Below are 23421 nucleotides of genomic sequence, written 5' to 3' on the forward strand. Positions count from 1 at the left end.
GATCAGCCGACCTTTCCCGTGTACGGCTCCGGGACATCGAGCAGCACCCGGCCGTCCAGCTCCAGCCGGGTGGCCGCCACCGCGTACGGGCCGTCGCCACCGAGCAGCACCGCCGCCGCGTCGGCCGAGACGGCGGAGGTACGGATGCGGCGGGCGACGGGGGAGAGGAGGACGGTCTCCTCGCCGAAGGCCACGCCCTGGCCCTCCGTACACACGATCCGTTCCACCGGGACGGGTTCGGCGCCCGGCACGATCGCCGTGAGGAAGATCCCGTGCGAAGACCGCGCGGTCGTCGCGCGCAGTGTGTGCAGCGTGCGGGTGAGGCGCAGCTCCGGCGTGCTGGACGTCGGATTGGCCTCGACCTCGGTGGCCTCGGAGACGACCGAGGCGTGGAGCGGCGCGAACCGCCGCACCAGCGCCGAGGCCGCCCCGGACCGGATCAGCCGGCTGCCGTCAGGTTGCGGCTCGGTCGGCCGGTCGGTCTGGAGCAGGAACGTCCACTCCCGTTCCGTGTCCGCCTCCGCCAGGTCCAGCAGCACGAGCCGCCCCGACGGTGTGAACACCAGCGTCCGGTCCAGCCGCCGCACCCCGAGCCCGGGGTCGTACATCGCGGCGACCTCCGCCGTGGCATGTGCCCAGCCGCAGTCGGCGGAGACGAGCACATCGCGCTGCCGGGCCTGCCGCTCGTACGGGATGTCCTTGTAGACGTGGTAGCGGTCCTCGTCCGCGTAGCCCTGCCCGTCCACCAGCAGCAGATTGTGGTGCGCGGCGCGCTTGCGGTTGCTGTAACCCTCGTCGACCGCGAGGAACGCCCCTTGCGAGACCAGCACGAACGAGCCCGAATCGGGGTGGTGGTGCCCCTGGTTCAGAGTCTCCCAGCCCCGCTCGGCCCGATGCTTCGCCGATGTCTCCCACGCCTTGTGTCCGCCGCCGGGGCTCGCCTTGAACGAGACGAGCGTGGCGTCCTCGTCCCATCCGGTTCGGGCCGCCAGCAGTCCGAGATCCGGGAAGAACGCCCTGGTCTCCGTGGGCCGGGCACTCGGCACGGACGGGTCGTACCAGAGGTGCTCGAGATACGCCTCCGGTAGGATTCCCGGCCGCACCCCGCTCTCCGCGGCCTCCTGCCACAGCAGTTCACCCGAGGCGAGTTCACCCATCCACTGCGCCTCCGGGATGCCGTACTGGGAGGCGAGACGGTAGTACAGGGCGGCACTGTGCCCGCTGCGCCGGTCGTGGCAGTCGCCGTGGTCGACGTTGAGCGCGAAGCCGGGCGCCATCTGGTGCAACCGGTAGCGGAACGTGCGGGAGAGGAATCCGCCCCGCCCCCACCAGTCGATGCCCTCCGCCTCCTGGAGGAGATCCAGATGGATGGCGAGGAAGGGAACGCCGTAGCGCCAGTACACGACACCTTCGGCGTGCGAACCGTCCTCGGGCATCAGGTCGAGCACCGTTCCGAGATTGTCCTTGGCGCGCTCGGTCCACTCCTCCTTGCCGAGCACGTAGCCGGCCGTGGCCAGACCCGCGTAACAGATCCAGTTGTGGTTCTGCCAGTACGAGGAAGACCACCAGCCGCCTTCGCTCGCCACCGCGTACTCGTACATCCGCCGCCCCTGGAGCAGCAGCTTGTACCGCAGCAGTGCCCGCACCCCGTCCGGCAGCGCGTCGCCGATCCACCGGTAGGCGAGCGACAGATGGTGCAGCAGCCAGCCGGCGTCCAGGTCGTGGTCCGGCATATGGGCCTTGCCCCAGTGCGGCAGCCGCACCGCGGCCTCGATCCAGCGCCGGCTCTCCGCCAGATGGGCCGGGTCCCCGCCGATCCGGTGGGCCAGGGCCGGGTTGGAGGCTGCGGGGCCCAGCCAGGTGATGCTGGCCGGCGGATGCGTACGGGGCGGGGTCAGCCCGCGGTGGCGGGCGGCCTCCTCGTACAGCCGCGCCTCCTGTGCGGGGCGTGGGCCGGGCGGCGGGGTCGCCGAGAGCAACAAGGGTCAGTCCTCCGTCCGGAATCGTGCGGTGCCGCCGTCGGCCAGCGCGACCGTCAGCACCCCGTCACCGTCCAGCTGTACGTCGGTCACGGCGGGGCCCGCCGAGGCCGCCTGGTACACCGAGGCGAAGGTGATCCGGTCCGACTCCGCGGTGAAGTCGATCCGGGTACGCATGCGCTGCGGATCGTCGGCCGGGCCGGGGCCGGGCCGGGCGACCGGGCGCACGGTCCGCCCCGGCGTGTGGGTGTGCCAGCCGTGCAGGGTCTCGTCGCCGTACCAGGTGGTGCGCACCGGGCCCGCGCCCTGGAGCTGGATGTCCAACGCGACTCCGGGACGCAGCTGTGCGGTGAACCGCCGTTCCCCCTCGGCACTCACGGTCAGCAGATCGACCAGATAGCCGTCGCCGAGCGCGACCCGCCGTACCGCGCGCACTCCCTCGTACGCCGTGGTCACCCCGGCGGTGACGGACGAACCGTCCGATCCGAGCAACTGCCCGGTGCACTCGGCCTGTTCGATGCCGTCCACCCGGAACGCGGGGTGTGCCTCCGTGGATGCGTACAGATCGCGGAACTCGGCGTGCGCGTAGGGCACCTGACCGGGGTCGGGCTGCCACGGTGTGGTGTCCCCGTACAGGAGGAGCGAGAGCTTGTCGCGGTGGCCGTGCGAGCCGCCGTGCGGACCGAAGTCCAGCAGGGCGTGGATGCCCGCGTGGCGCAGCACGGCGTATCCGGCCGTCGGGAACACGGTGACCGGGCCGGGTGCGGGCCGCTGCGGCAGCGGCGGACCGGCGAACCAGCCGCCCAGTTCGCGGTCGAGCCCGTCGTCGTGCGTGCCGAGCTCGGCACGGGCCCGCCCGGCCACCGCGTCCAGGGCCGGAGAAGGCATCAACTGCTGTGCCAGTGAAACCAGTTCCAGCCACTCCAGAGCGAGCGGAGCGCGCAGATACGGGCCGTCGTGCAGCGCGGGCAGAATCCCGCCCGGCGTCGCGATCGAGGCCAGTACGTCGGTCATCCCGGCCAGCACGTCCACCACATCGGACGGCACGGCCGCCGGATCCGTGCCGCGCAGCGCGAGCAGGGCGGCGCGCAGCACGAACCCGTGGTAGTAGGTGCTGCCCTCCCACTCCCAGCCGTCCTCGGCGACGGCCACCCGCAGGTGCGCGTACAGCCCGTGCCCGCCCTCCAGCCAGCGCTCGGCGCCGTCCCACTCGGTTCCGCGTACCGCGGCTGCGCCCCGGCTCGCCGCCACACCGGCGGCGTTGAGCCACGCGGTGTAGTTGGAGGCGAGATGCCCCTGGCCGGTCAGCACGTCCCGGGCGTCGAGCGCCGCCCGCTCCAGGTCGTCCAGGAGCGGCAGCACCGCCGACAGGTGATCCGTGGATTCCTCGGCGAGCGTGATCACGGTGTGCCCGATGGTGACGGCCCAGATCGCATCGGTCAGTGCCTGGTGGAAGAGGCGGCCGCGCAGCATCCAGGACTGCGCCTCGCCATGCCGCTCGGTGGCCAGCTCCGCGTACAGACCGGCGTACTCGACGAGCCGCTCCACCGCCAGGACACGCTCGCCCCGGTGGGCGAGGACCCTCAGGTGCCGCGCCCACGCCTGGTGCGACAGCACCAGCCAGGCGCCGCGCACCGACTCGTCGTCCACCCGGCAGCCGTACGCGCAGCGCGCACCGCCGGCCGGGAACACCCCGGCGAGCAGATCACCGTGGTCGAGCTCCACACCGTGTGCCGGGCAGACGAACGCGTGCCACCAGCCGCCCCGCTCCCGGGGGATCCGCCTCAACGCGGCCACACGCCACCGTCGATGTCCACCGTGGTGGCGGTGAGGAAGCCGGACGACGGCGACGCCAGATGCACGACCGCCGCCGCGACGTCCTCGGGGGTACCGGCCCGGCCGACCGGGATGCCCGCCTCCATCGCCTGCTGCGCCTCGGGCGCCGTGAACGTGTCGTGGAAGGCGGTGCCCTTGATGAAGCCGGGCGCCACGGTGTTGACCGTGATGCCGGTGGAGCCGATCTCCTTGGCCAGGCCCTTGGTGAAGCTGCGGACACCCGCCTTGGCAGCCGCGTAGGCGACCGAACCGGGGCCGCCGCCGTTGTGCGCGGCCAACGAGGACATGGTGATGATGCGCCCGGCCGGCGACTTCGTCAGATGCGGCAGCGCGGCTCGCACGGTACGGAAGGTCGACGTCAGATTGGTGGAGAGCACCTGCTCGAAGTGGTCGTCGGACATCTCGGCGATCGTCGCCCGCCCGATCAGATGTCCCGCGTTGCAGACCAGGACGTCCAGACCGCCGAGGAAGCCGGTCGCCTCCTCGACGAGCCGGTCCACATCGCCGGTCACGGTGACGTCGGCCCTGAACGCCTTCGCCCTGCGGCCCAGCGCCTCGATCGCGGAGACCGTCCTCCCGGCCTCGTCGGCGGAGGAGTGGTAGTGGACGGCGACATCGGCGCCGGCCTCGGCAAGGGCGACGGCGATGGCGCGGCCGATTCCGTGACCTGCCCCGGTCACCAGCGCGCGGGAGCCGTTGAGATCAGCAGACATGAAGTGAATACCTTTCGATGGCCGGTCGCGTGGACCGGAACCGGTCACTTGAGACCGGCGGTTGCGAAGCCCTGTACGAAATAGCGCTGGCCGATGAGGAAGAGAACGACCATGGGAAGGGTGGCCAGCGTGGTGCCGGCCATCAGAAAGTGCCACTGGGGGCCGTTCTCCGTCTTGAAGACGGAGAGTCCGACCTGGATCACCCGCAGGCTGTCCGTGCGGGTCACCAGCAGCGGCCAGAGGAAGTTGTTCCACGACGCCTCGAAGGTCAGCAGTGCCACCGTGGTGAGCGCGGGCTTGACCTGCGGCGTCATGATCCGGGCGTAGATCCTGAACTCGCCCAGACCGTCGAGCCTGGCCGCCTCCTCCAGCTCCACCGGGAGATCGAGGTAGAACTGGCGGAAGAGAAAGACGGCGAACGGGGTGACGGCGCCGGGAACGATGAGCGCCCACCAGGAGTCCAGCCAGCCGCTGCCGCCCTGGCCGAAGAGGTCGTTCCCGCCGGCCAGCGGCATGAAGCGGACGATCAGGAACTCGGGCAGCACCTTGGTGTACGTCGGGATCATCAGCGCGGCGATGAAGAGGTAGAAGATGACCTCGCTGCCGCGGAACCTGATCCGTGCCAGCGCGTACCCGGCCATCGACGCCACCACCACGTTGATCACGGTGTGGCTGAACGCGATGATGAAGCTGTTGCGGGCGTAGGTGGCGAACGGCGCGGCCTTCAGCGCGTCGATGTAGTTACCGAACTCCCAGTGCTCCGGGAGGAGTCCGGCGTCCTGCGAGGCGATCTCGACGGGTGTCTTGAGCGAGGTGAGCACCATCCAGACGAACGGCACCACCATCAGCAGCGAGACGACGGTGAGTGTCAGATAGAGCGCGATCCGGCCGGCGGACAGCGGCTTGCCGTCGGCCCGGGGCCGGTCCCGCTTCGTGACTCCCGGCCTCTGCAGCTCAGTTGTGGCCACGGGTGCCTCCCATGATCCGCCGGTTGACCAGGGTGAAGCCCATCAGCAGCACGAACAGCACCAGTGACTGCGCGCAGGCGTAGCCGACGCGGAACTCCCGGAAGGCGGACTTGTAGATCTCGTACGTCATCATCGTGGTGCTGTTGGCCGGGCCGCCGTCGGTCAGGATGTAGATCTGGTCGAAGGACTGGAACGCGCTGATCATCGACGTGATGAGCACGAAGAACGTCGCGGGCTTCAGCAGTGGCAGGGTGATCGAGAAGAACTGCCGCACCCTGGACGCCCCGTCCACCGAAGCGGCCTCGTACAGCTCCTTCGGCAGTGACTGGAGCGCGGCCAGGTAGATGAGCATCTTCATGCCGATGCCCTGCCAGATGCCGACCAGGATCACCGACGGCATCGCCCACGAGGTCGACGACAGCCAGGCAGGTCCGTCGATCCCGAGGAACGACAGGAGTGTGTTCAGCAGCCCGTTGCCCGGGTTGTAGATCCACAGCCAGACCAGCGCGATCGCGACGGTCGCCGTCACCTGCGGCAGGAAGACCGCCGTACGGAAGATCCCACGCGCCTTCAGTCCGGTGTGCAGGGCCAGGGCCACGAGCAGCCCCAGCATCATGCCGAACGGCACGGTGAAGAAGGTGTAGACGACGGTGTTGACGACGGACTTGCGGAAGACCGCGTCGTCCAGCATCTCCCGGAAGTTGTCCAGGCCCACGAACTGCGGCGCCGTCAGCACGTCGTACTTCGTGAAAGCCAGGACCACCGACGCGACGACCGGCAGGCCGATCCAGAGCGAGGCATGCAGCAGCGCGGGCGCCACCATGAGCATGCCGGCGCGTTGCCTGCGGCGCCCGGGGCCGGTGGGGGTCCGGCCGGTGCGCTTCTTCGTGATCGGGTGTGCGGTGGGGGAAGGGGGCCGTGCGGGCCGCGCCTTCAATACGGATGTCGTTCCCACGGTGACGGGTCCTTACATCCGGCCGATGGCGGCCTCGGCGAGCCGGCCGAGTTCCGCGATGGCGTCCTTCGCGGACTGGTTGCCCACGATCGCGGGTTCCAGCGTGGGCTTGATCTTTTCGCGGATCTCCATCCAGGCGGGGGTGCCGCCTTCGGAGCACGCGTCGCCCATGCTCTGCAGGGAGAGGTCGACGAACTTGTTCTCCTTCACGTATCCGGTGTCGCTGAGGTCCTTCAGTCCTGGCACCGAACCGCGCTGCTTGGCCGCCCCGAGGATCGACTCCGGCGCGGCGAGGTATTCGACGAGCGCGCGGGCCGCCGCGGGATGCTTCGAACTCGCGGCCTGGGTGACGAGGGTGCCGCCCTGGAGCATCGCGGGCCTGCGGTTGGCGAGGATGAACGCACCGAGCTTGTCGTCCTTGAGCAGGTCCGGCGCCTGGTCCCCCACCTGCTTCCACAGCGCGCTGCTCGTCACCATCATCGACGCCTTGCCGGTCTGTACGTTGGTCGGGGCGCCGAGCTCCGTTTTCTTGGCGTAGACGGCGGAGCCGTCCTTGATGAGGTCCTTGAAGAACTGCAGCGCCTCGACCCCGCGGGCGTCGGTGAACAGCACCTTCTTGCCGTCCGCGCTGAACAGCTGGCCGCCGTTGGCGAAGAGGAAGGTCTCCCAGCACTGGCGCAGTTCGATGGAGAACGGGTCGAACCCGATCCGGCCGTCCTTGGTCAGCTGCTTGGCCACGGCGCGTAGTTCGGCCCAGTTCGCCGGGGTCTTCTTGATGCCGGCCTCGGCGAAGTGGTCCTTGCGGTAGACGACGATGCGGGTGTCGAGCACGACCGGCAGCGCGTACAGCTTGCCGTCGTACCGGGACGGCTCCAGCACGCGCTTCTCGTAGTCGTGCGCGGTGGCGAACTTCTCGGGCAGCTCGGCGATCGCCTTCTTCGCGGCGAACGGCGGGATCCAGCCCACCCCCATCATCATCACATCGGGCAGCAGCCCGCCCGCCAGTCCGGTGGTGATCTTCTCGTTGAGCTGCTGGTACGTGGTGTAGTCCACGTTCACCTTGACGTCCGGATACTTCTTCCGGAAACCGCCGAGGATCTCCTTCTCCAACAGCGTCTTGCCGTCGGCGCCTTCGTAGATCGGGGTGAGCAGTGTGATCTCACCTTCGACGGGACCGTCTGCTGAGCCGGCCGCCGAAGTGCCGGTGCCGCATCCGCCGAGAGCGGCGACAGCGGTGCCGGCACCGATGGCAGCGAGCAGCGACCGTCTTTTGAGTTCCATGGGACACCCCTTTTGAGGTGGAGACTGTGGATCGATCCAGCGACGGCAACCCAGCCATGGCTGAGAAGCGCTGGTAAATCGATGCACTGATGCTAGGAACGCCTCAAGAGAGACGTCAACAGCTGATGCACATGAATTTTCAGGCGTGTTAACAGGTGTACCGGTGAACAGAGTTCAGTAAATCGATACACTGGTAGGGTCAGTTGCGTTCCGAACCGGAGGTGGCATGAGCGGGGTAACGATCCATCAGGTCGCGGAGGCTGCGGGAGTCTCCGCGAGCACGGTCTCCAACGTCCTCAACGGGCGTACGGACCGCATGCAGGCGGCCACGCTGGCCCGTGTGGAGCAGGTGATCGAGCAGCTCGGCTACCGGCCCAACCGCGCGGCCCGGATGCTGCGCACCGGCCGCATCAAGGTCATCGGTCTCATCGTGCCGTCCGTCGCCAACCCCTTCTGGGGGGCGCTCGCCCGCGAGCTGGAGGCCATCGCGCTCGCCGAGGGCTATCACGTACTGCTCTGCAACAGTGAGCGCGATCCCGCCCGCGAGCTCAAGTACGGGGAGGAACTGCTGGCCGACGGGGTCAGCGGAGTGGTGCTCTGCTCCTCGCTCCCCTCGCTCGACCATGTGACACCGCTGCTGAGCCGCGGTCTGAAGATGGTCGCCTTCGACCGCACCGCGCAGGCGGGCGATCCGCCGTCACTGGCCTCCATCAGCGTCGACAACGCGATGGGGGCCGAGCTCGCCACCCGTCATCTGATCGAACTCGGGCACCGCCGACTGGCGTTCGTCTCCGGCTCGGTCAACAGCGTGAACCGGCGCGAGCGCCTGCGCGGCTTCCGGGCCGCTCTGGAGTCGGCCGGTCTCGACCCGGCCGACGCGATCGTCTGGCCCGGCGCCGACACCGCCGAGTTCGGTGACAAGGACGCCGCCGAACTGGGGCGGAACGCCGCCAGGGAGCTCCTCGGCGGACCGCGCCCGCCCACCGCGTTCGTCGCCATCAACGACATGTGCGCGATCGGGATCTGCCGGGGCGCCAAGGACGCCGGACGCAACGCGGGGCAGGACGTCTCCGTGGTCGGCTTCGACGACATCCTCCTCGCCGACCTCTTCGCGCCCCCGCTGACGACGGTCCGCCAGCCGCTGCCGGAGATGGCCGCGGAGACGTTCCAGCAGTTGCGGGCGAGGATCGACTCGGCTCCGGTGGCGGGGCGGTCGCTGCTCATCCGGCCGAGGCTGGTCGTACGGGAGTCGACGGCCCCGGCCGGCGTGGCCGCCACGGTCCCCGGGCCGAGCGGAGCCGGGCAGCGGGTGGCGGGGCGGACGGCATAGGCGCGTTGGCCGGACTACGGGGCGAGACACCGTTGATGTGCACGTCACCTGCCTGGTCCGAAGGCTCCTGGTCGACTTCGTCGCTCGTGACAACCGGCCGGGCGGCGCCCGTGGTTGCGCCTTCGACCTGCTGTGCTGGTGGCGATCCTGCGCGGCGCCGACCGCCCCGACGGCAGCCGCGTCCTCGTCCTCTCGGTCGTCACCCACGGCGACGGGTGGTGCCGCGATGTCGCCTTCGGCGAGGACGTCGGCCTGGCCGCAGCGGAAGAACGGATCGTCCTGGACGATGCCCGCCGGGAGCGCAGGTCGTCGAAGGTGTTCCTCGAAGTTCCCTCGTTCGGTCACATCGGAGCCCGAGCGGGCGGTGGGCCCTGATCGCGAGTCGACGCCTGGAGCCCGAGGCTCCCCGTTCGGACGGGGGCATCTCCTCGGCCGGGCAGGTCCCTGCTCAAGGGCTGTCCCGTAACCCCCGGCGGGCGCGCGACGACAGCCACGGCACCTTGCCGCTTCGTCGGAACGTCCGCATACGTCCACTCCGCGGACGTTCCTCCGTCTTGTGATGCACCGCATCCGACGTTGCGCGCTGATCCACCAGGGACGACGGGACAGCCCTCAGGCTTTGCGGGCGAGCAGGTGTATCTCCTGGAACTGCCGTCGGTCGGTGGGCTGAGGTTCGCGCACCATCCGGGCCACCTCGGCCAGCCCGGACTCGCGCAGCATCGCGGCGAGGTGGTCCGGCGACCACCGATAGGCCGGTGCGACCGTGTGATCGAAGACCTGTGCCGGGTGAGAGGGATCGTCGCTGGCCGAGAATCCGATCAGAAGGTGGCCGCCGGGTGCCAGCACACGGTGGAACTCCGCCAAGACGAGGGGGAGTTCCTGCGGCGGAGTGTGGATGACGGACCAACGTGAGAGCACGCCGCCCAGCACGCCGTCGGCGATGTTCACCGCGGCCATCGAGCCCACGTCGAACTGCAGACCCGGATAGGCCTGTCGAGCCAACTCGATCATCGCGGGAGAGGCATCGATTCCGAACGCGGCCAGCCCCAATTCAACCAGATGGGCGGTGATATGGCCGGGCCCACACCCCAGGTCCGCGACCCGGCCGCCGCCACCCGCGCTGACAACCTCGGCGAAGGCCCCCAGGAACGCGCGGTCCAGGGGTCTGTCACACAGCTCGCCGCGGAACAGCTGCGCATAGGTGGGGGCAACGGCGTCGTAGGCCTCGCGGGTGGCACTGAGAGCATCGTGTTCGATCACGCTCGTGACAGTAGTTCCCGGCGCCGGGAAGAGCCGAGAGAATCGCGATCTCCACTCCCGCCCGTTCGCCCGGCCGTCGCCGGCTCGCAGAAGCCCGCATCCATTGTCCCGTCCTTCGGAGGGATCCTCGTCGGCGGCTCCATCCCTGGGTGGCCACCCCGGCGCCGAGCGGCGCAGCGACACCGAGTGCCATGGCGAGGCGCCTCCGCGGAGTCGAAGTCATGGCTGGACGCCATTTCCGCTCCTCGACGGGGCACGACCCGGCGCACCCCGGGATCGGACCGGGGACATCCCCCGACGCGGGCCGTCACCGGTGCGGCATGGAACTGCCGGGCGCGGTGTGACGGTTCGCAACGCGTCGCAAGAGGAGCCGCGTTCAGGGGTGGGCGAGTTCGAGTACGGTGATGCCGGCGAGGACGACCGCGCCGGCAGTGAGGCGCAGACGGCCGAAGCGTTCACGGAACAGCAGCGTGGCGATCAGCGCCGCGACGAGGATGCTGGTCTCACGCAGGGCGGCGACGGTCGCGAGGTCGCTGAAGATCGCGGCGGCACGCCAGGACACCACCCGCGCGCCGGCGCCGGACCCCCACGACGACCCGGCCGCCCGCGCCCTGGCCGACACGATCCATGCCTCCCGCGAAGCCCTCGACGACCTCGCCACCACGCTGACCGCCGACCGGCTGCTCGCCGCGGCCACCGCGCTGAACACCGCGCCCCGTATCGTGGTCGCGGCGGCCGGCCTCTCCGCCGCCGTGGCCGCCGACGCCGCGTACCGCCTGCGTGCCCTCGGGTGCATCGTCGACGCCCCCGCCGACTCCCTCACCGCTCAGCTCGCCGCGGCCCAACTGCCCCCGGGGTCCGTCTGCCTGGCCATCAGTCACACTGGCGCCACCCGCAGCACCGTCGACACCGCTCGCCGCGCCCGCCACGCGGGAGCCGAGGTCATCGGCCTCACCAGCTATGCCCAGTCGCCCCTGAGCGAGACCTGTACGCACACTCTCGTCGCCGGGGGGCAGGATCTCGTCTTCGGACTGGAAACCACAGCAAGCCGGATCGCCCACCTCGTCACCGTCGACGCCCTCACCCAGACCCTTCTCACCCTTCGCGCGACCACAGCGGAACAGACCCTCCATCTCTCCGCCGACGTCACGGCCGACCACTCCTACTGACCCGGTCGTCGACGAGACAGGGCGAGAGCGCGGCGATCGGCGATCGCGTGCCGTCCGGACCGGCGCGGCTCGTTCACAGGAGCGCGAACACGCCACAGCGCCCGTGGACCCGCCCCGGGCGTCGCGCCATCCGGACCGGCGGCCGGTTCGCGCATCTGCCGACGCGGTACCCGGGGCTGCACCTCTCGCGACTCCGCGGCGACGTGGTCACCCTGTGGGCCGCGGTGTGGAGCGGACCGCGGTCCGGCCGGTCTCGGCCGGTGGGACGTCCTCGTGGTCATCGACCACCTGAACCACGACCCGGACGAGATCGTCGTCGCCGAGACGGCCGCGCAGCGCGGAAGCGATGTCGCCCGCTCATCGACGCCCGGCTCAGGAGCACACGCCCGCACGCTCAGATGCGATTGACGCGGTACACGTCCCGAACACAGAGGTTGAGAACCGTCGTGGCCGCGATGGCTCCGGCACAGACCAGGAGCACGGTCCGATCGGCCCAGGCATGTGCGGCGAGCGCGGTGACGAGATAGCCGAGCGGGATGGCGATACGTTCCCCGACGCCGTTGAACGAGCTCACGCGACCCAGCTCCTCCTGGGGCACGTGCTGTTGGAGCGCGGTGGTCCACGCCACGATGGCGACATCCAGCCCCACGCCCGCGAGCACGGCACTGAGCAGTACCCAGGGCAGGCCCAGGCCCATTCCCAATGCCGCAGGTGGCAGGCAGAGGCCGGCCCCGGTGACGACGGCAACGGCCAGCAGGCGATAGGGCTTCCAGCGCAGGCACACGACCGTCCCCGCGAACAGCCCGAACGCGAACGCGCCCTGGACGAGCCCCCAGAAGCGCGCCCCCGCGTAGTGCTCGGCGGCGACGACCGGGCCGAGGAGCTGAAAGCCGGCCAGCCATGCGGCGACCACGACCGTTCCGGCGGCGGTGTACGTCCACAGCCAGGTGCGGGAGCGGAATCCGGACCAGCCCGCCCGCAGATCGGCCAGGGCGCTGCCCGTCGCGGCCGGCGCGCCCAGCCGCAGGCCGAGCAGCAGGAGCGCCGCGACCAGGAAGGTCAGTGCATCCCAGGACAGGGCCCACGCCGGGCCGCCGACCGCGACGATCAGACCTCCGACGACGGGGGCGAGCGCCTTGACGGCATTGTTCGGCAGCCGGACCAACGCATTGGCCTGCTGCAGGTGTTCCGCCGCGACGAGTTGCCCCACCACGCCGATCGCGGCCGGCGCGGTGAAGGCCACGGCGACCCCCGACGCGAAGCCGCACGCGGCGATCGAAGCCGTTGTCGCATGGTGCGTGGCCACCAGCACGGCGAGGATCGCCTGCGCGGCCGCGGACAGGAGATTGCCCAGAAACAGGATCCGGCTGCGCGACAGACGGTCCGCGAGGACGCCGCCCGCGACGGTGAAGACGATCGTCGGCGCGGAGTTCGTGGCCAGCACGACGCCGAGGGACCCGGCCCCGCCGCCCTGCCCGATCACCGCATAGGCGAGGGCGAGGGGAGCCATCGCAGACCCGGTCGCCGAGACGAGATTGGCGAGGACGAATCGCCGGAAAGCCGGAACTCGCAGTGGTTCCAAAGGGGTTTCCGACTGTTCAACCGCGGCTTTCATGTTCCTCCCGTGATCGCCCGGCGGGCCTCTGTCCTGCTCCCGGGAGCAGGCGAAGCGGTAAGCGTACGGCCGCCCCGGGCTGGCGGGGCACCGGAACAGGCGGCAGCTGCAACGCTTCGTCCAGCACAGCCCCGCCGCAGCACACGTGCCCTCCGACCGTCACACGCGCTGCTCGGCCAGGTCGAGCCAGTGCTCGACGTCGCCCGGCGCGAAGTGCCTGATGGCCCAGTCGACCATGCGCAGACTCATATGCGCCCAGGAGGGACGCAGGACATCGTCGGGCAGGCCGTCCAGAATGTCGTCGAGGCGGCCGGTGACGCCCGGGGCCTGATCGTTCGCGTGCAGCCCGAAGCGCAGGGTGACCAGGTCGAAACGGCGGTCGCCCCGGCCGGCGCCGTCCCAGTCGATGACCCCGGTGAGCGAGCCGTCGAGGGCGAGCAGGTTGCCGTGGTGAAAGTCGTGGTGCACGACGTCGTTCCCGGGCAGTCGGTGTGGGTGATCGGCCCCGACCGACTTGACCCGGTGCTCCAGGGCACCACTGCGCCGGCTGTGCCGACGCAGTGGCCCGTGAAGACAGTAGCCGGGGCCGTCGTCGAGCAGATACAGGTTCATCGTCGGGACATCCGTACGTCCGGCCAGCAGCCCGGCCTGCGACTCGTTGAGGGCCAGTGCCTGATCCAGACCATGGTGGTCCAGACACTTCACCGGCGTACCCGGCAGACACTGCTGGACCAGAACGACCGCGTGATCCACCTGGACCGCCAACTCCGTCGACGGGCAGGGATACCCCTGGGCGTGCAGCACGTCGCACACCGCCAGCGGTCCCGCCCGCAGATCCTGGAGCCGTGCGTCCGGCCGCCACTTCAGAACGGATCGATGGCCGTCGGGCCACCGCACGTACGCGGCACCGACCTCCCCTCCCGGACAGGGTCCCTCCACCACCAGCCGGACACCTGCCTCGGCGTTCAGGGCCTCGGTCACCCGGTCGGCATCAAGTCGCTCGGCGCGCGTCCAGTTCTGCGGAGATGTGGTCATCGGAGCATTCTCCGTCGTAGGGATCCGCCACCAGGAAGGGGGTGACGACGCCGCACTGCCGGCCCCGGACGGTCCGGCGTCGAGAAAATGCGTTGCCCACGGCTCCGCGCCGGCCCCACCATCTGCGCATGGAATCGATCACCGCCCCGCTGCCGCAGATCCCTGCCGCCCGCTCAGTGTGTGTTCGACAGCAGCCCGCCCGACTGTGGAGACCGACTCCCGGCCGCCCGTGATCGCCGTCCTGGTCGCGGGACTTCTGGCCGGGTACGGCATCGCCGTACCGGTCGGGGCGGTCGGGACCTACCTGGTGGGCCTCACCGCCCGGACATCTCTGAGGACGGGGGTCTGTGCGGCTCTGGGTGTCGCAACCGCCGACGGCCTCTACGCGCTCGTAGCGGTGGTCGGGGGTTCCTCGCTCACGCATGTGCTCACACCGGCCATGTCGCCCCTGCGATGGGTGTCGGCACTGGTGCTGATCGCGCTGGCGGTCCGAGGCGCCGCGGCGGCGATCGTGCGGTATCGGGGGCGGCGGGCCGCAGCCGGGATCGGAGCGGATCCCGTCGGTCCGGCACGGTCCTACGTGATGCTGCTCGGTATGACCATGATGAACCCAGCCACCGTCATCTACTTCGCGGCGCTCGTGCTCGGCAGCCGTACCACCGCCGACGCCGACCACCTGGAGCGGGCGGTGTTCGTACTGGCAGCCTTTGCGGCGTCGGCCAGTTGGCAGCTGTTTCTCGCCGGTGGGGGAGCGCTGCTCGGCCGGGTGGTGACGAGCAGCCGCGGGCAACTGGTCACCGCTGTGGTCTCCAGCGTCCTCATCACGGCACTCGCCGTCCAGCTGCTGTGACCGTGCCGGGGAAGGGGGACGGCCCTTCCCCGGCACGGTCGGCCAATGGCGCGAAAGCCCGCCTCAGTCGGCCGAAGCGGTCCATCCCAGCGCTTCGATGCGCGCGGCATCGCCGGACCGGCTCTCGTCGAAGACCGTCCGGCTGCCGTCCTCGACCCGGACGGCGTCCACGTACACCCCGCGTCCCACGTACAGCTGGTCCGTGGTGTAACGCCACCGCAGCCGCACCTCCTTGCCGCGCCACGCGGCGAGATCCGCGTCCAGACGGTGCCAGATCCGGCCGGACCAGCCGGAGACCGAGCCCGTCGGATGGGGATCGGGCTCACGCCGGTGACGTTCGGCCATCGGCACGGTGGTGAACGGCACCGGCTGCCAGCTCGCCCCGGCGTCCGCCGACGCCTCCAGGAAGAGGAAGTCGGACCCCGGCTCGGTGTCCCACCACAGGGCCGAACTCAGCGTCGCCCGTGACGACGCGAGTCGCAGCGCGGGCAGCGTGAGCGTGGCTGTCGTGGCGCTCGCCAGTCCGGAGAACCACGCCGTGCGTCCCCGCGCGGGACGGACCGCGACGGCGCGCGCCATCTGATTGGCGGTGGCCACGCGCGGCGCGCTGCCGGAGCGCCAATTGCGCACCGGGTGAACCGAGTTGCCGAGGACGATCAGGAACGAGTCGGTCGTCGGGTCCAGGACCAGACTGGTGCCGGTGAAACCGGTGTGGCCCGCCGTGCGCGGAGTCGCCATCGCCCCCATGTACCAGTGCTGGTACAGCTCGAAACCGAGACCGTGCTCATCACCGGGGAACGCGGTGTTGAAGTCGGTGAACAGCAGATCGACCGATTCCGCGGAGAGAATCCTCGCGCGCCCGTACACCCCGCCGTTGAGCAGCGTACGGGCGAGGATCGCGAGGTCCCAGGCACAGGAGAAGACCCCGGCGTGGCCCGCCACGCCGTCCAGACTGTAGGCGTTCTCGTCGTGCACCTCGCCCCAGACCAGTCCGCGGTCGAGGCCGGACCACGGGAGCCGGGCATCCTCGGTCGCGGCGATCTTCGGCTTCCAGGCGGCCGGCGGGTTGTACCGGGTGCGATGCATCCCGAGCGGAGCGGTGATCCGCTCACGGAGCAGTACGTCCTCCGTGCGGCCGGTGATCTTCTCCAGGACCAGTTGCAACGAGATCAGGTTGAGGTCGGAGTAGAGGTACACCGTGCCGGGCGGGTTGGCCGGCACCTCGTTCCACAGCAGCTCCAGCTTTCCCTCCCGCGTCGGGGCCTTGTACAGCGGAATCCAGGAACGGAATCCCGAGGTGTGCGTGAGCAGCTGACGGACCGTGATGTCCTGCTTGCCGCCACCGGCGAATTCGGGCAGGTACGAGGCGACCTTCGCCTCCAGTTCCAGTGTCCCGAGCTCGATCTGCTGTACGGCCAGGATCGAGGTGAACAGCTTGGACACCGAGGCCAGGTCGAAGATCGTGTCCTCGGCCATGGCGATCTGCCGGTCGGGCGGGAACTCCACCCCCGTGTCGGTCTTCTCGTCGTAGGCCGCGTAGCGCACGGCCTTGCCGATCGGGTGGTGCAGTGCCACCGTGCCGCCGCGTCCGGCGAGCAGCACCGCACCCGCGTACCACGGATGCTTGGGGGAGTCGGAGAGGAATTTCTCCGCATCGGCGACCAATTGGTCCAGGGGGCCCTGCAGCAACCCGGCACGAGCGGCCGATCCGCGCCGCAACGTCGGCTGTCCTTGCGTCGACGCCGCGCTCGTTCCGGCCTCTGCGCGCATACCCGACGACTCCGCCTCCGACTCCATGGCCGCCGCTCGCTCCGCGAAGGGGATCGGCGCCAGGGCGAGTGCCCCGCCCAGAGCCAGCATCCCACCGCCCAGCCTGCGTCGGCTGATCCCTCTGCCGGCCGCGTCCTCGCTCATCCGGAACCCCTTCCCACCATCTGAAAATAATTTTCGAAACTTCGTCCGATGATGAAACTTCCTTCCGCCGCAGAGATTACTGTCACCATCGCCGTCACGGAGCACCCCGGCGCCACAAAGAATCTGACACTGCATCAGAAAATGTCTTCCCTCGGATGTCCGACTGCGGCATCCTGCGGCCCATGGAGACGGAGCTGAGCAAGAAACTGGGAGTCGAGCACGCCATCTTCGGCTTCACGCCGTTCCCCGCCGTGGCCGCGGCCATCAGCCGGGCCGGCGGATTCGGCGTGCTCGGCGCGGTCCGCTACACCGCCCCCGACGACCTGGCCCGCGATCTCGACTGGATGCAGGAGCACGCCGGCGGCAGGCCGTACGGCCTCGACGTCGTCATGCCTGCGAAGAAGGTCGAGGGGGTGACCGAGGCCGATGTCGAGGCGATGATCCCGGCCGGGCACCGCCGGTTCGTCCAGGACACCCTGGCGAAGCACGGCGTACCCGAACTCGCCGAGGGCGACGAGTCGGGCTGGCGCATCACGGGGTGGATGGAGGAGGTCGCGCGCAACCAGCTCGACGTCGCCTTCGACCACCCCATCAAACTTCTCGCCAACGCCCTCGGATCGCCACCGGCAGACGTCGTGCGGCGCGCCCACGACCAGGGCGTGCTCGTCGCCGCGCTCGCCGGAAGTGCCAAGCACGCCCGCCGCCACGCGGACGCGGGCATCGACATCGTCGTCGCCCAGGGATACGAGGCGGGCGGCCACACCGGTGAGATCGCCTCCATGGTCCTGGTGCCGGACGTGGTCGATGCTGTGGGACCGCTCCCCGTCCTGGCCGCCGGCGGCATCGGCAGCGGAGAACAGATCGCCGCCGGACTCGCCCTCGGGGCCCAGGGCGTCTGGCTGGGTTCGCTCTGGCTGACCACGGAGGAGGCCGACCTCCACTCCCGCGCGCTGACGCGCAAGCTTCTCGCCGCGGGCTCCGGGGACACCGTCCGCTCCCGAGCGCTGACCGGCAAGCCCGCACGCCAACTCCGGACCGAGTGGACGGACGCGTGGGACGATCCGTCGGGTCCGGGCCCCCTGCCCATGCCGCTCCAGGGGCTGCTGGTGGCCGAGGCCGTCTCGCGCATCCAGAAGTACGAGACCGGAGCCCTGCTCGGCACCCCCGTCGGCCAGATCGTCGGCAGGATGAACAGCGAACGCAGCGTCCAGGCCGTGTTCGACGACCTGACCCGCGGCTTCGAGCGTGCCGTGGACCGGATCAATCTCATCGCCGGACGGAGCGCCTCATGAACCGGACGCCCAACGGCTTCTGGGCCCAGGCCACCGCCGATCCCGGCCGCACGGTGCTGATCGCGCCCGACGGCGAGAGCTGGACCGCCGGCAGGCTGCACGCCGCGGCCAACCGCATGGTCCACGGACTGCGGGCGGCCGGGCTGCGACAGGGCGACGCCTTCGCGGTCGTCCTGCCCAACGGGGTCGAATTCTTCACCGCCCACCTCGCCGCCGCCCAGGCCGGCTTCTACCTCGTACCCGTCAACCACCACTTCGTCGGTTCCGAGATCGCCTGGATCGTCTCCGACTCCGGCGCCAGGGTGCTCATCGCCCACGAGCGGTTCGCACCGGCGGCCGGCGCCGCCGCCGACGAGGCGGGACTCCCGGCGAGCCATCGCTATGCCGTGGGTACCATCGACGGCTTCCGCCCGTACACCGAACTGCTCGAAGGCCGGTCCGACGCGCCGCCCGAGGCCCGCACCCTCGGCTGGGTGATGAACTACACCTCGGGCACCACCGGTCGACCGCGCGGCATCCGGCGTCCGCTCTCCGGCAAGCTTCCCGAGGAGAGTCATCTCGGCGGATTCCTCGGCATCTTCGGCATCAAACCCTTCGACGACAACGTCCACCTGGTCTGCTCGCCGCTCTACCACACGGCCGTCCTCCAGTTCGCGAGCGCGGCCCTGCACATCGGGCACCCACTGGTCCTGATGGACAAATGGACCCCCGAGGAGATGCTGCGGCTCATCCACACGCACCGCTGCACCCACACACACATGGTCCCGACCCAGTTCCACCGCCTCCTCGCCCTGCCCGACGAGGTGAAGCGGATCTACGACGTGACGGCCATGCGCCACGCCATTCACGGCGCAGCGCCCTGCCCCGACCACGTCAAACGCGCCATGATCGACTGGTGGGGGGGATGCGTCGAGGAGTACTACGCGGCCAGCGAGGGCGGTGGTGCCTTCGCCACCGCCGAGGACTGGCTGAAGAAGCCGGGCACGGTCGGCAGAGCCTGGCCGATCAGTGAACTCGCCGTCTTCGACGACGACGGCAACCGCCTGCCGCCGGGCGAACTCGGCACCGTCTACATGAAGATGAACACCGGCGGCTTCAGCTACCACAAGGACGAGACGAAGACGCGGAAGAACCGCATCGGCGACTTCTTCACCGTCGGCGACCTCGGCATCCTCGACGAGGACGGCTACCTCTTCCTCCGCGACCGCAAGATCGACATGATCATCTCCGGTGGTGTCAACATCTACCCCGCCGAGATCGAGGGCGTGCTCCTCGGTCATCCCGCGGTCGCCGACGCCGCCGTCTTCGGCATCCCCCACCCCGACTGGGGCGAGGAGGTCAAGGCGGTGGTCGAACCGGCCGGGGGACACGAGGCGGGGGACGTGCTCGCCGCCGAGATCCTGAGTCACTGCGCACACCACCTCGCCGGGTACAAGCGTCCCAGGAGCATCGACTTCATCGAGGCGATGCCCCGCGACCCCAACGGCAAGCTGTACAAGAGGCGGTTGCGCGACCCGTACTGGGAAGGGCACAGCCGGGCACTGTGAACCGACGTCCGCCCCGGTGCCGGCCGCCCCGAGCCGTGGTCGTCCGGGCTCTCCCCGGGAGCCCGGACGCGCTCGGACCCGCCCCTCACCACGCACGACATCGCGCCGCCGTGCCGTGGACCGATGTCGCGCGTCGCGAGCGGACCCTGCCGACGGGGCGCCGCGCCGGGACCACGACAGCGCGCAGGACCCCCGGGCACCGTGATCACCCGTGCCCCCTCGTTCGTCATACGCCGGGCTCCGCTCCTGGGGCAACCGCAGTAGGCACCGTGTCCGCCGTCGTGGCGGTGACGGTCGCAGTCCTGTGCGCCGGGCCCCGGGCAGGCCGCGACGGGGCGGGCCGCGCCGGACGGACCGACGTCGTCCGGCAGCAACGGGGTCCTGGCTCCCAACGGCTCAGAAGCGCTGTTTCTCGGCAGGTACCCCTGCGCTAACGTCGATGGTCGAACACAGCTTCGCCTTGCACGGCGCCGGCAGCGCTTGCTGCCGCACACCGATCGGGAGGTACCTGTGCGCGCACTCGTCTATCTGGGCCCCGGTTCCGTCGAGCTTCAGGAGCGCCCGGCACCATGTGTCGGCGCCGACGACGACGTGGTGGTGAAGGTCGTCGGCACCGGGATCTGCGGGACCGACCGCAAGATCCTGCACGGGCGTTTCCCGGCCAGGCCGGGGGTGGTGCTCGGCCACGAGTCGGTCGGCCTCGTCCAGGAGGTGGGTGCCGGGGTGCGGTCGCTCGCCGTCGGGGACCGGGTGGTGGTCAACCCGACGCTGTACTGCGGTTGGTGTCCGCCGTGCGTGCGAGGCGCGACGAACTTCTGCCGCAACAAGACCGGGACGGAAGTCGGTGTGGACCGTGACGGGACGTACGCCGACGGTGTGGTGCTGCCGGAGCGGTTCGTACAACGCGTTCCGGACGGGATGCCGTTCCGCGGCGCGGTACTCATCGAGCCGCTCGCCTGCGTCCTGAACAACGTCCGGGCGGCCGGTCTGACGGTCGACGACACCGTGGCGGTCCTGGGCGCGGGTCCCATCGGGATGCTCGTCGCCCAGGTCGCCGCCCGGACCGCACGGTGCGTGGTCGTGGCCGAGACGGACGACTATCGGCTGTCCGCGGCGCGCGACGCGTTCGAACACGTGGTGGACGTGTCCCGCACCGATCCGGCCGAGGCCCTCGTGAAGGCATTCGGAGGCGATCGCCCCGGAGTGGTGTTCGACACCACGGGCAGCGGACTGGACGACGCCCTGCGTCTGATCGACGACGGCGGGCGGGTCGTCCTGATGGGCTTCGACGACGGCTACGAAGTGCCGCTGCGCCCCCTCCGCCTGACCAATCGCGGGATCCGGCTGATCGGAGCCGGTGACTTCCGTGGGGACACCTTCCCCGTGGCCGTCGACCTGGCGGGCGCACTGGGACTGGAGCGCCTGGTGACGCACGAGTTCCCGCTGGAGGCGTACGAGGACGCGCTCGGCGCACTCGGCGGGGTCGGCGGCGGGACGGGCAGACGGTACGACGCCATGAAGGTCGTCATCCGGTCCGACACGGGCCCGGTCGGAGCCGACGGCTGGCCGGTGGGCGCGTGAACGGGCCGAGGCTGGGTTCGATCGAGTCCGGCGGGACGAAGTTCGTCTGTCTCGTCGGATCGGCGCCCGACCGGATCGAGGACGAGATCCGCTTTCCCACGGGAGAGCCCGGACCGACGCTGGCCAGGGCGGTGGCCTTCTTCGAGGACGCCTCGGCGAAGGGGCCGTTGGACGCCGTGGGCATCGCGTCGTTCGGCCCCCTCGAACTGCGCCGCTCGCATCCCGCGTACGGGCGTCTCGCGGCGACTCCGAAGCCCGGATGGTCCGGAGTGGACGTGGCGGGGACGATCGGGTCGGCGCTCGGCGTGCCGGTCGGGATCGACACCGACGTCAACGGTGCGGCGCTCGGTGAGGGACGCTGGGGCGCCGCGCGTGACCGGGACACCTACGTCTACCTGACGGTCGGCACCGGCATCGGAGGTGGTGCGGTGATCGGCGGACGTGTCATCAACGGCCTGGTCCACACGGAGATGGGGCATCTGAGCGTCCCCCGGATTCCCGGGGACGACTTCCCGGGGTCCTGCCCGTTCCACGCGGACTGCTGGGAGGGCATGGCGGGCGGCGAGGCGGTCGCCGCCCGCTGGGGACGACCGGCGGAGGAGCTGAGCGGTGACGTGCTTCGACGAGCCCTGCGGATGGAGGCCGTCTACCTCGCCGCCGGACTGCGCGACATCATCTACACGACGGCGCCCGAACGCATCGTGATCGGGGGAGGGATGGCCGTCCTTCCCGGCCTGTTCCCTCTGCTGCGGGCGGAACTCGCCCGGACACTGGCCGGCTATCCGGGGCTGCCGGAGCATGCCGCCGACGACTTCGTGGTCCCCGCGACGCTCGGTCGGCTCGCCGGACCGGCCGGAGGACTCGTACTGGCCGAACGGGCCGCCGAGGACGCGCGGCGCGCGGCCCGCGACGCGATCGCGTGACCTTCCAGGAGGGCCGGGGCACGGAAGTCCCGCGGTTGGCGGCAGGGGCCGCGTGAGAGGGACCACGAACGGGAAGGCTGGCCGGCATGACGACCGGTGATCACGGCGGCCTCGACACCCGGACCCGTGCGTGGCTGACGGAACGAGCACTGCCCGGCCTCGACCTCTCGGCGGTGAGCCCGCTGCCGGGCGGATTCACCAACGACATGCGTCTGGTGACGACAGGCCAGGGGGAGCGGTACGTGCTGCGCCGGTACCGCTCCAGCGGGACGCGGATGCGACGCAACACCTGTGCCGTGGAGACGGCCGTCCTGGAGCGGGTGGCGCCGACGGTCCCGGTGGTCGACGTGGTCGCGTCCGATCCGTACGGGGACGTCACGGGCAGGCCCACGCTGGTCTACCGCTTCGTCCACGGTGTCTCCCTCGGCCAGGTGCTCGCCGGGAAGCCGACCGCGGCCGAGGCGGCCGGACTCGGCGTCGCGGTGGGCGGGGTCCTGGCAGGGATCGCAGCGGTCCGGCTTCCCCGGCCCGGCCCCTTCCACGATGTCAGCCTCGTGCCGGCCGAGAGTGGTGGCGAGGCCGCCGACCTGCCCGGTTTCGTCGAGCGTTGCCTGGCCACCGGCAACGGCGACGCGTTGACGCCCGACGAGACCGACGCGTTGCGCGGGCTCGCCGCGAGGACCGGCCACCGGGTCGCAGAGGTGAACGGGCACAGTCGGCTGGTCCACTGCGATTTCAACCCCAAGAACGTGCTGGTCTCGCGGCGGGGCGGCCGATGGGACGTGGTGGCGGTGCTGGACTGGGAGCAGGCGTTCAGCGGCTCGCCCCTCTACGACGTCGGCAACATGCTGCGCTTCGCGCATCTGTATCCGAGCTCCTTCGTGGACGGATTCGTGTCCGGCTACCGCGACGCGGGTGGTCCCCTGCCGCGCGACTGGCGTGAACTCAGCCGAACCCTGGACCTGTTCACCCTCGCGGACATTCTCACCGCTCCGCCCGACGCCGCATGCTTCGCCGGGGCACGGACGGTGCTGTTCCGCCACCTGGCACACGAACAGGGACCGACGTCGGACCGTGCCCGCCGAGTTCCACGTCTCCGGGCCCGCAGCGCGGAACACGGCGCTCGGGATCACGGCGAATCGCCATAGGTGGCCATCGCGCGGGGCGCGCGGG

The 23421-nt window shown here is 70.4% G+C and carries 19 protein-coding genes; 9 read left to right on the forward strand and 10 right to left on the reverse strand.

Translation table 11 applies throughout. The annotated features are described in order from the left end of the window. Positions 1-2: 2 nt before the first annotated feature. Genes ACIRP2_RS26920 through ACIRP2_RS26945 form a run of 6 tightly spaced genes read right to left on the reverse strand, consistent with a single transcriptional unit; the run spans position 3 to position 7732 of the window. Positions 3-1982 (reverse strand): hypothetical protein, encoded by a 1980-nt coding sequence (locus tag ACIRP2_RS26920; protein WP_404254548.1) that lies wholly within the window; start codon positions 1980-1982, stop codon positions 3-5. A gap of 3 nt (positions 1983-1985) precedes the next feature. Next, positions 1986-3776: a heparinase II/III family protein gene (locus tag ACIRP2_RS26925; RefSeq protein ID WP_404254550.1), complete on the reverse strand. Its 1791-nt coding sequence runs from the start codon at positions 3774-3776 to the stop codon at positions 1986-1988. Continuing rightward, entirely contained in the window at positions 3764-4528 is a 765-nt protein-coding gene (locus ACIRP2_RS26930) for an SDR family NAD(P)-dependent oxidoreductase (RefSeq protein ID WP_404254552.1), read from the reverse strand. Before ACIRP2_RS26930 ends, ACIRP2_RS26925 begins: the two co-directional genes overlap by 13 nt. A gap of 44 nt (positions 4529-4572) precedes the next feature. Further along, positions 4573-5496: a carbohydrate ABC transporter permease gene (locus tag ACIRP2_RS26935; protein WP_404254554.1), complete on the reverse strand. Its 924-nt coding sequence runs from the start codon at positions 5494-5496 to the stop codon at positions 4573-4575. Beyond that, positions 5483-6451, reverse strand: a complete 969-nt coding sequence (locus ACIRP2_RS26940; RefSeq protein ID WP_404254556.1) for a carbohydrate ABC transporter permease — start codon at positions 6449-6451, stop codon at positions 5483-5485. The genes ACIRP2_RS26935 and ACIRP2_RS26940 overlap by 14 nt, the downstream gene beginning before the upstream one ends. A gap of 12 nt (positions 6452-6463) precedes the next feature. Beyond that, positions 6464-7732, reverse strand: coding sequence for an ABC transporter substrate-binding protein (locus ACIRP2_RS26945; protein ID WP_404254558.1), 1269 nt, complete (start codon positions 7730-7732; stop codon positions 6464-6466). Positions 7733-7958: 226 nt separating this feature from the next. Between ACIRP2_RS26945 and ACIRP2_RS26950 the strand changes: the two genes are divergently transcribed. Together ACIRP2_RS26950 and ACIRP2_RS26955 are read left to right on the forward strand one after the other, a co-directional pair. After that, positions 7959-9062 carry a LacI family DNA-binding transcriptional regulator gene (locus ACIRP2_RS26950; RefSeq protein ID WP_404254560.1) on the forward strand — a complete coding sequence of 368 codons (1104 nt, stop codon included), beginning with the start codon at positions 7959-7961 and terminating at the stop codon, positions 9060-9062. A gap of 138 nt (positions 9063-9200) precedes the next feature. Then, a complete protein-coding gene (locus ACIRP2_RS26955; RefSeq protein ID WP_404254561.1) occupies positions 9201-9437 on the forward strand; it encodes a hypothetical protein in 237 nt (78 codons plus the stop codon). A gap of 237 nt (positions 9438-9674) precedes the next feature. Here the strand turns inward: ACIRP2_RS26955 and ACIRP2_RS26960 are convergent, their stop codons facing one another. After that, positions 9675-10322, reverse strand: coding sequence for a class I SAM-dependent methyltransferase (locus ACIRP2_RS26960; RefSeq protein WP_404254563.1), 648 nt, complete (start codon positions 10320-10322; stop codon positions 9675-9677). Between the two features lie 470 nt (positions 10323-10792). Here ACIRP2_RS26960 and ACIRP2_RS26965 point away from each other — a divergent pair, with 470 nt between their 5' ends. Next, entirely contained in the window at positions 10793-11491 is a 699-nt protein-coding gene (locus ACIRP2_RS26965) for an SIS domain-containing protein (RefSeq protein ID WP_404254565.1), read from the forward strand. A gap of 394 nt (positions 11492-11885) precedes the next feature. Here ACIRP2_RS26965 and ACIRP2_RS26970 read toward each other — a convergent pair whose 3' ends face one another. Next, the gene (locus ACIRP2_RS26970; protein ID WP_404254567.1) at positions 11886-13106 is read right to left on the reverse strand and encodes an MFS transporter; all 1221 of its coding nucleotides are present in this window, start codon (positions 13104-13106) and stop codon (positions 11886-11888) included. A 159-nt stretch (positions 13107-13265) separates the two neighbouring features. Next, a complete protein-coding gene (locus ACIRP2_RS26975) occupies positions 13266-14141 on the reverse strand; it encodes a phosphotransferase (RefSeq protein ID WP_404254569.1) in 876 nt (291 codons plus the stop codon). A gap of 205 nt (positions 14142-14346) precedes the next feature. Between ACIRP2_RS26975 and ACIRP2_RS26980 the strand changes: the two genes are divergently transcribed. Next, positions 14347-14991 (forward strand): LysE family transporter, encoded by a 645-nt coding sequence (locus ACIRP2_RS26980; RefSeq protein WP_404254571.1) that lies wholly within the window; start codon positions 14347-14349, stop codon positions 14989-14991. Between the two features lie 63 nt (positions 14992-15054). On the opposite strand, the gene ACIRP2_RS26985 is transcribed toward ACIRP2_RS26980, so the two are convergent. After that, a complete protein-coding gene (locus tag ACIRP2_RS26985; RefSeq protein WP_404254573.1) occupies positions 15055-16905 on the reverse strand; it encodes a serine hydrolase in 1851 nt (616 codons plus the stop codon). A gap of 182 nt (positions 16906-17087) precedes the next feature. On the opposite strand from ACIRP2_RS26985, the gene ACIRP2_RS26990 reads away from it, so the two are divergent. The 5 genes from ACIRP2_RS26990 to ACIRP2_RS27010 all read left to right on the forward strand — a co-directional run bounded on the left by ACIRP2_RS26990 (position 17088) and on the right by ACIRP2_RS27010 (position 23396). Further along, positions 17088-18197, forward strand: a complete 1110-nt coding sequence (locus ACIRP2_RS26990) for an NAD(P)H-dependent flavin oxidoreductase (protein WP_404254575.1) — start codon at positions 17088-17090, stop codon at positions 18195-18197. Next, the gene (locus ACIRP2_RS26995) at positions 18194-19744 is read left to right on the forward strand and encodes an acyl-CoA synthetase (RefSeq protein WP_404254577.1); all 1551 of its coding nucleotides are present in this window, start codon (positions 18194-18196) and stop codon (positions 19742-19744) included. The genes ACIRP2_RS26990 and ACIRP2_RS26995 overlap by 4 nt, the downstream gene beginning before the upstream one ends. Before the next feature lie 510 nt (positions 19745-20254). Beyond that, positions 20255-21325, forward strand: a complete 1071-nt coding sequence (locus tag ACIRP2_RS27000; protein ID WP_404254579.1) for a zinc-binding dehydrogenase — start codon at positions 20255-20257, stop codon at positions 21323-21325. Beyond that, a complete protein-coding gene (locus ACIRP2_RS27005; protein ID WP_404254581.1) occupies positions 21322-22248 on the forward strand; it encodes an ROK family protein in 927 nt (308 codons plus the stop codon). The genes ACIRP2_RS27000 and ACIRP2_RS27005 overlap by 4 nt, the downstream gene beginning before the upstream one ends. 86 nt (positions 22249-22334) lie before the next feature. After that, positions 22335-23396: a phosphotransferase family protein gene (locus tag ACIRP2_RS27010; protein ID WP_404254583.1), complete on the forward strand. Its 1062-nt coding sequence runs from the start codon at positions 22335-22337 to the stop codon at positions 23394-23396. The last annotated feature ends 25 nt before the right edge of the window (positions 23397-23421 follow it).

Origin of the sequence: Streptomyces sp. NPDC101194 (assembly GCF_044767885.1) — a bacterium.
Classification (GTDB): Bacteria; Actinomycetota; Actinomycetes; order Streptomycetales; family Streptomycetaceae; genus Streptomyces.

Coding starts and splice junctions, on each gene's coding strand:
- ACIRP2_RS26930 (WP_404254552.1), bottom strand. CDS start 4,528: ATGTCTGCTGATCTCAACGGCTCCCGCGCGCTGGTGACCGGGGCAGGT.
- ACIRP2_RS26945 (WP_404254558.1), bottom strand. CDS start 7,732: ATGGAACTCAAAAGACGGTCGCTGCTCGCTGCCATCGGTGCCGGCACC.
- ACIRP2_RS26950 (WP_404254560.1), top strand. CDS start 7,959: ATGAGCGGGGTAACGATCCATCAGGTCGCGGAGGCTGCGGGAGTCTCC.
- ACIRP2_RS26970 (WP_404254567.1), bottom strand. CDS start 13,106: ATGAAAGCCGCGGTTGAACAGTCGGAAACCCCTTTGGAACCACTGCGA.
- ACIRP2_RS26975 (WP_404254569.1), bottom strand. CDS start 14,141: ATGACCACATCTCCGCAGAACTGGACGCGCGCCGAGCGACTTGATGCC.
- ACIRP2_RS26985 (WP_404254573.1), bottom strand. CDS start 16,905: ATGAGCGAGGACGCGGCCGGCAGAGGGATCAGCCGACGCAGGCTGGGC.
- ACIRP2_RS26990 (WP_404254575.1), top strand. CDS start 17,088: ATGGAGACGGAGCTGAGCAAGAAACTGGGAGTCGAGCACGCCATCTTC.
- ACIRP2_RS26995 (WP_404254577.1), top strand. CDS start 18,194: ATGAACCGGACGCCCAACGGCTTCTGGGCCCAGGCCACCGCCGATCCC.
- ACIRP2_RS27010 (WP_404254583.1), top strand. CDS start 22,335: ATGACGACCGGTGATCACGGCGGCCTCGACACCCGGACCCGTGCGTGG.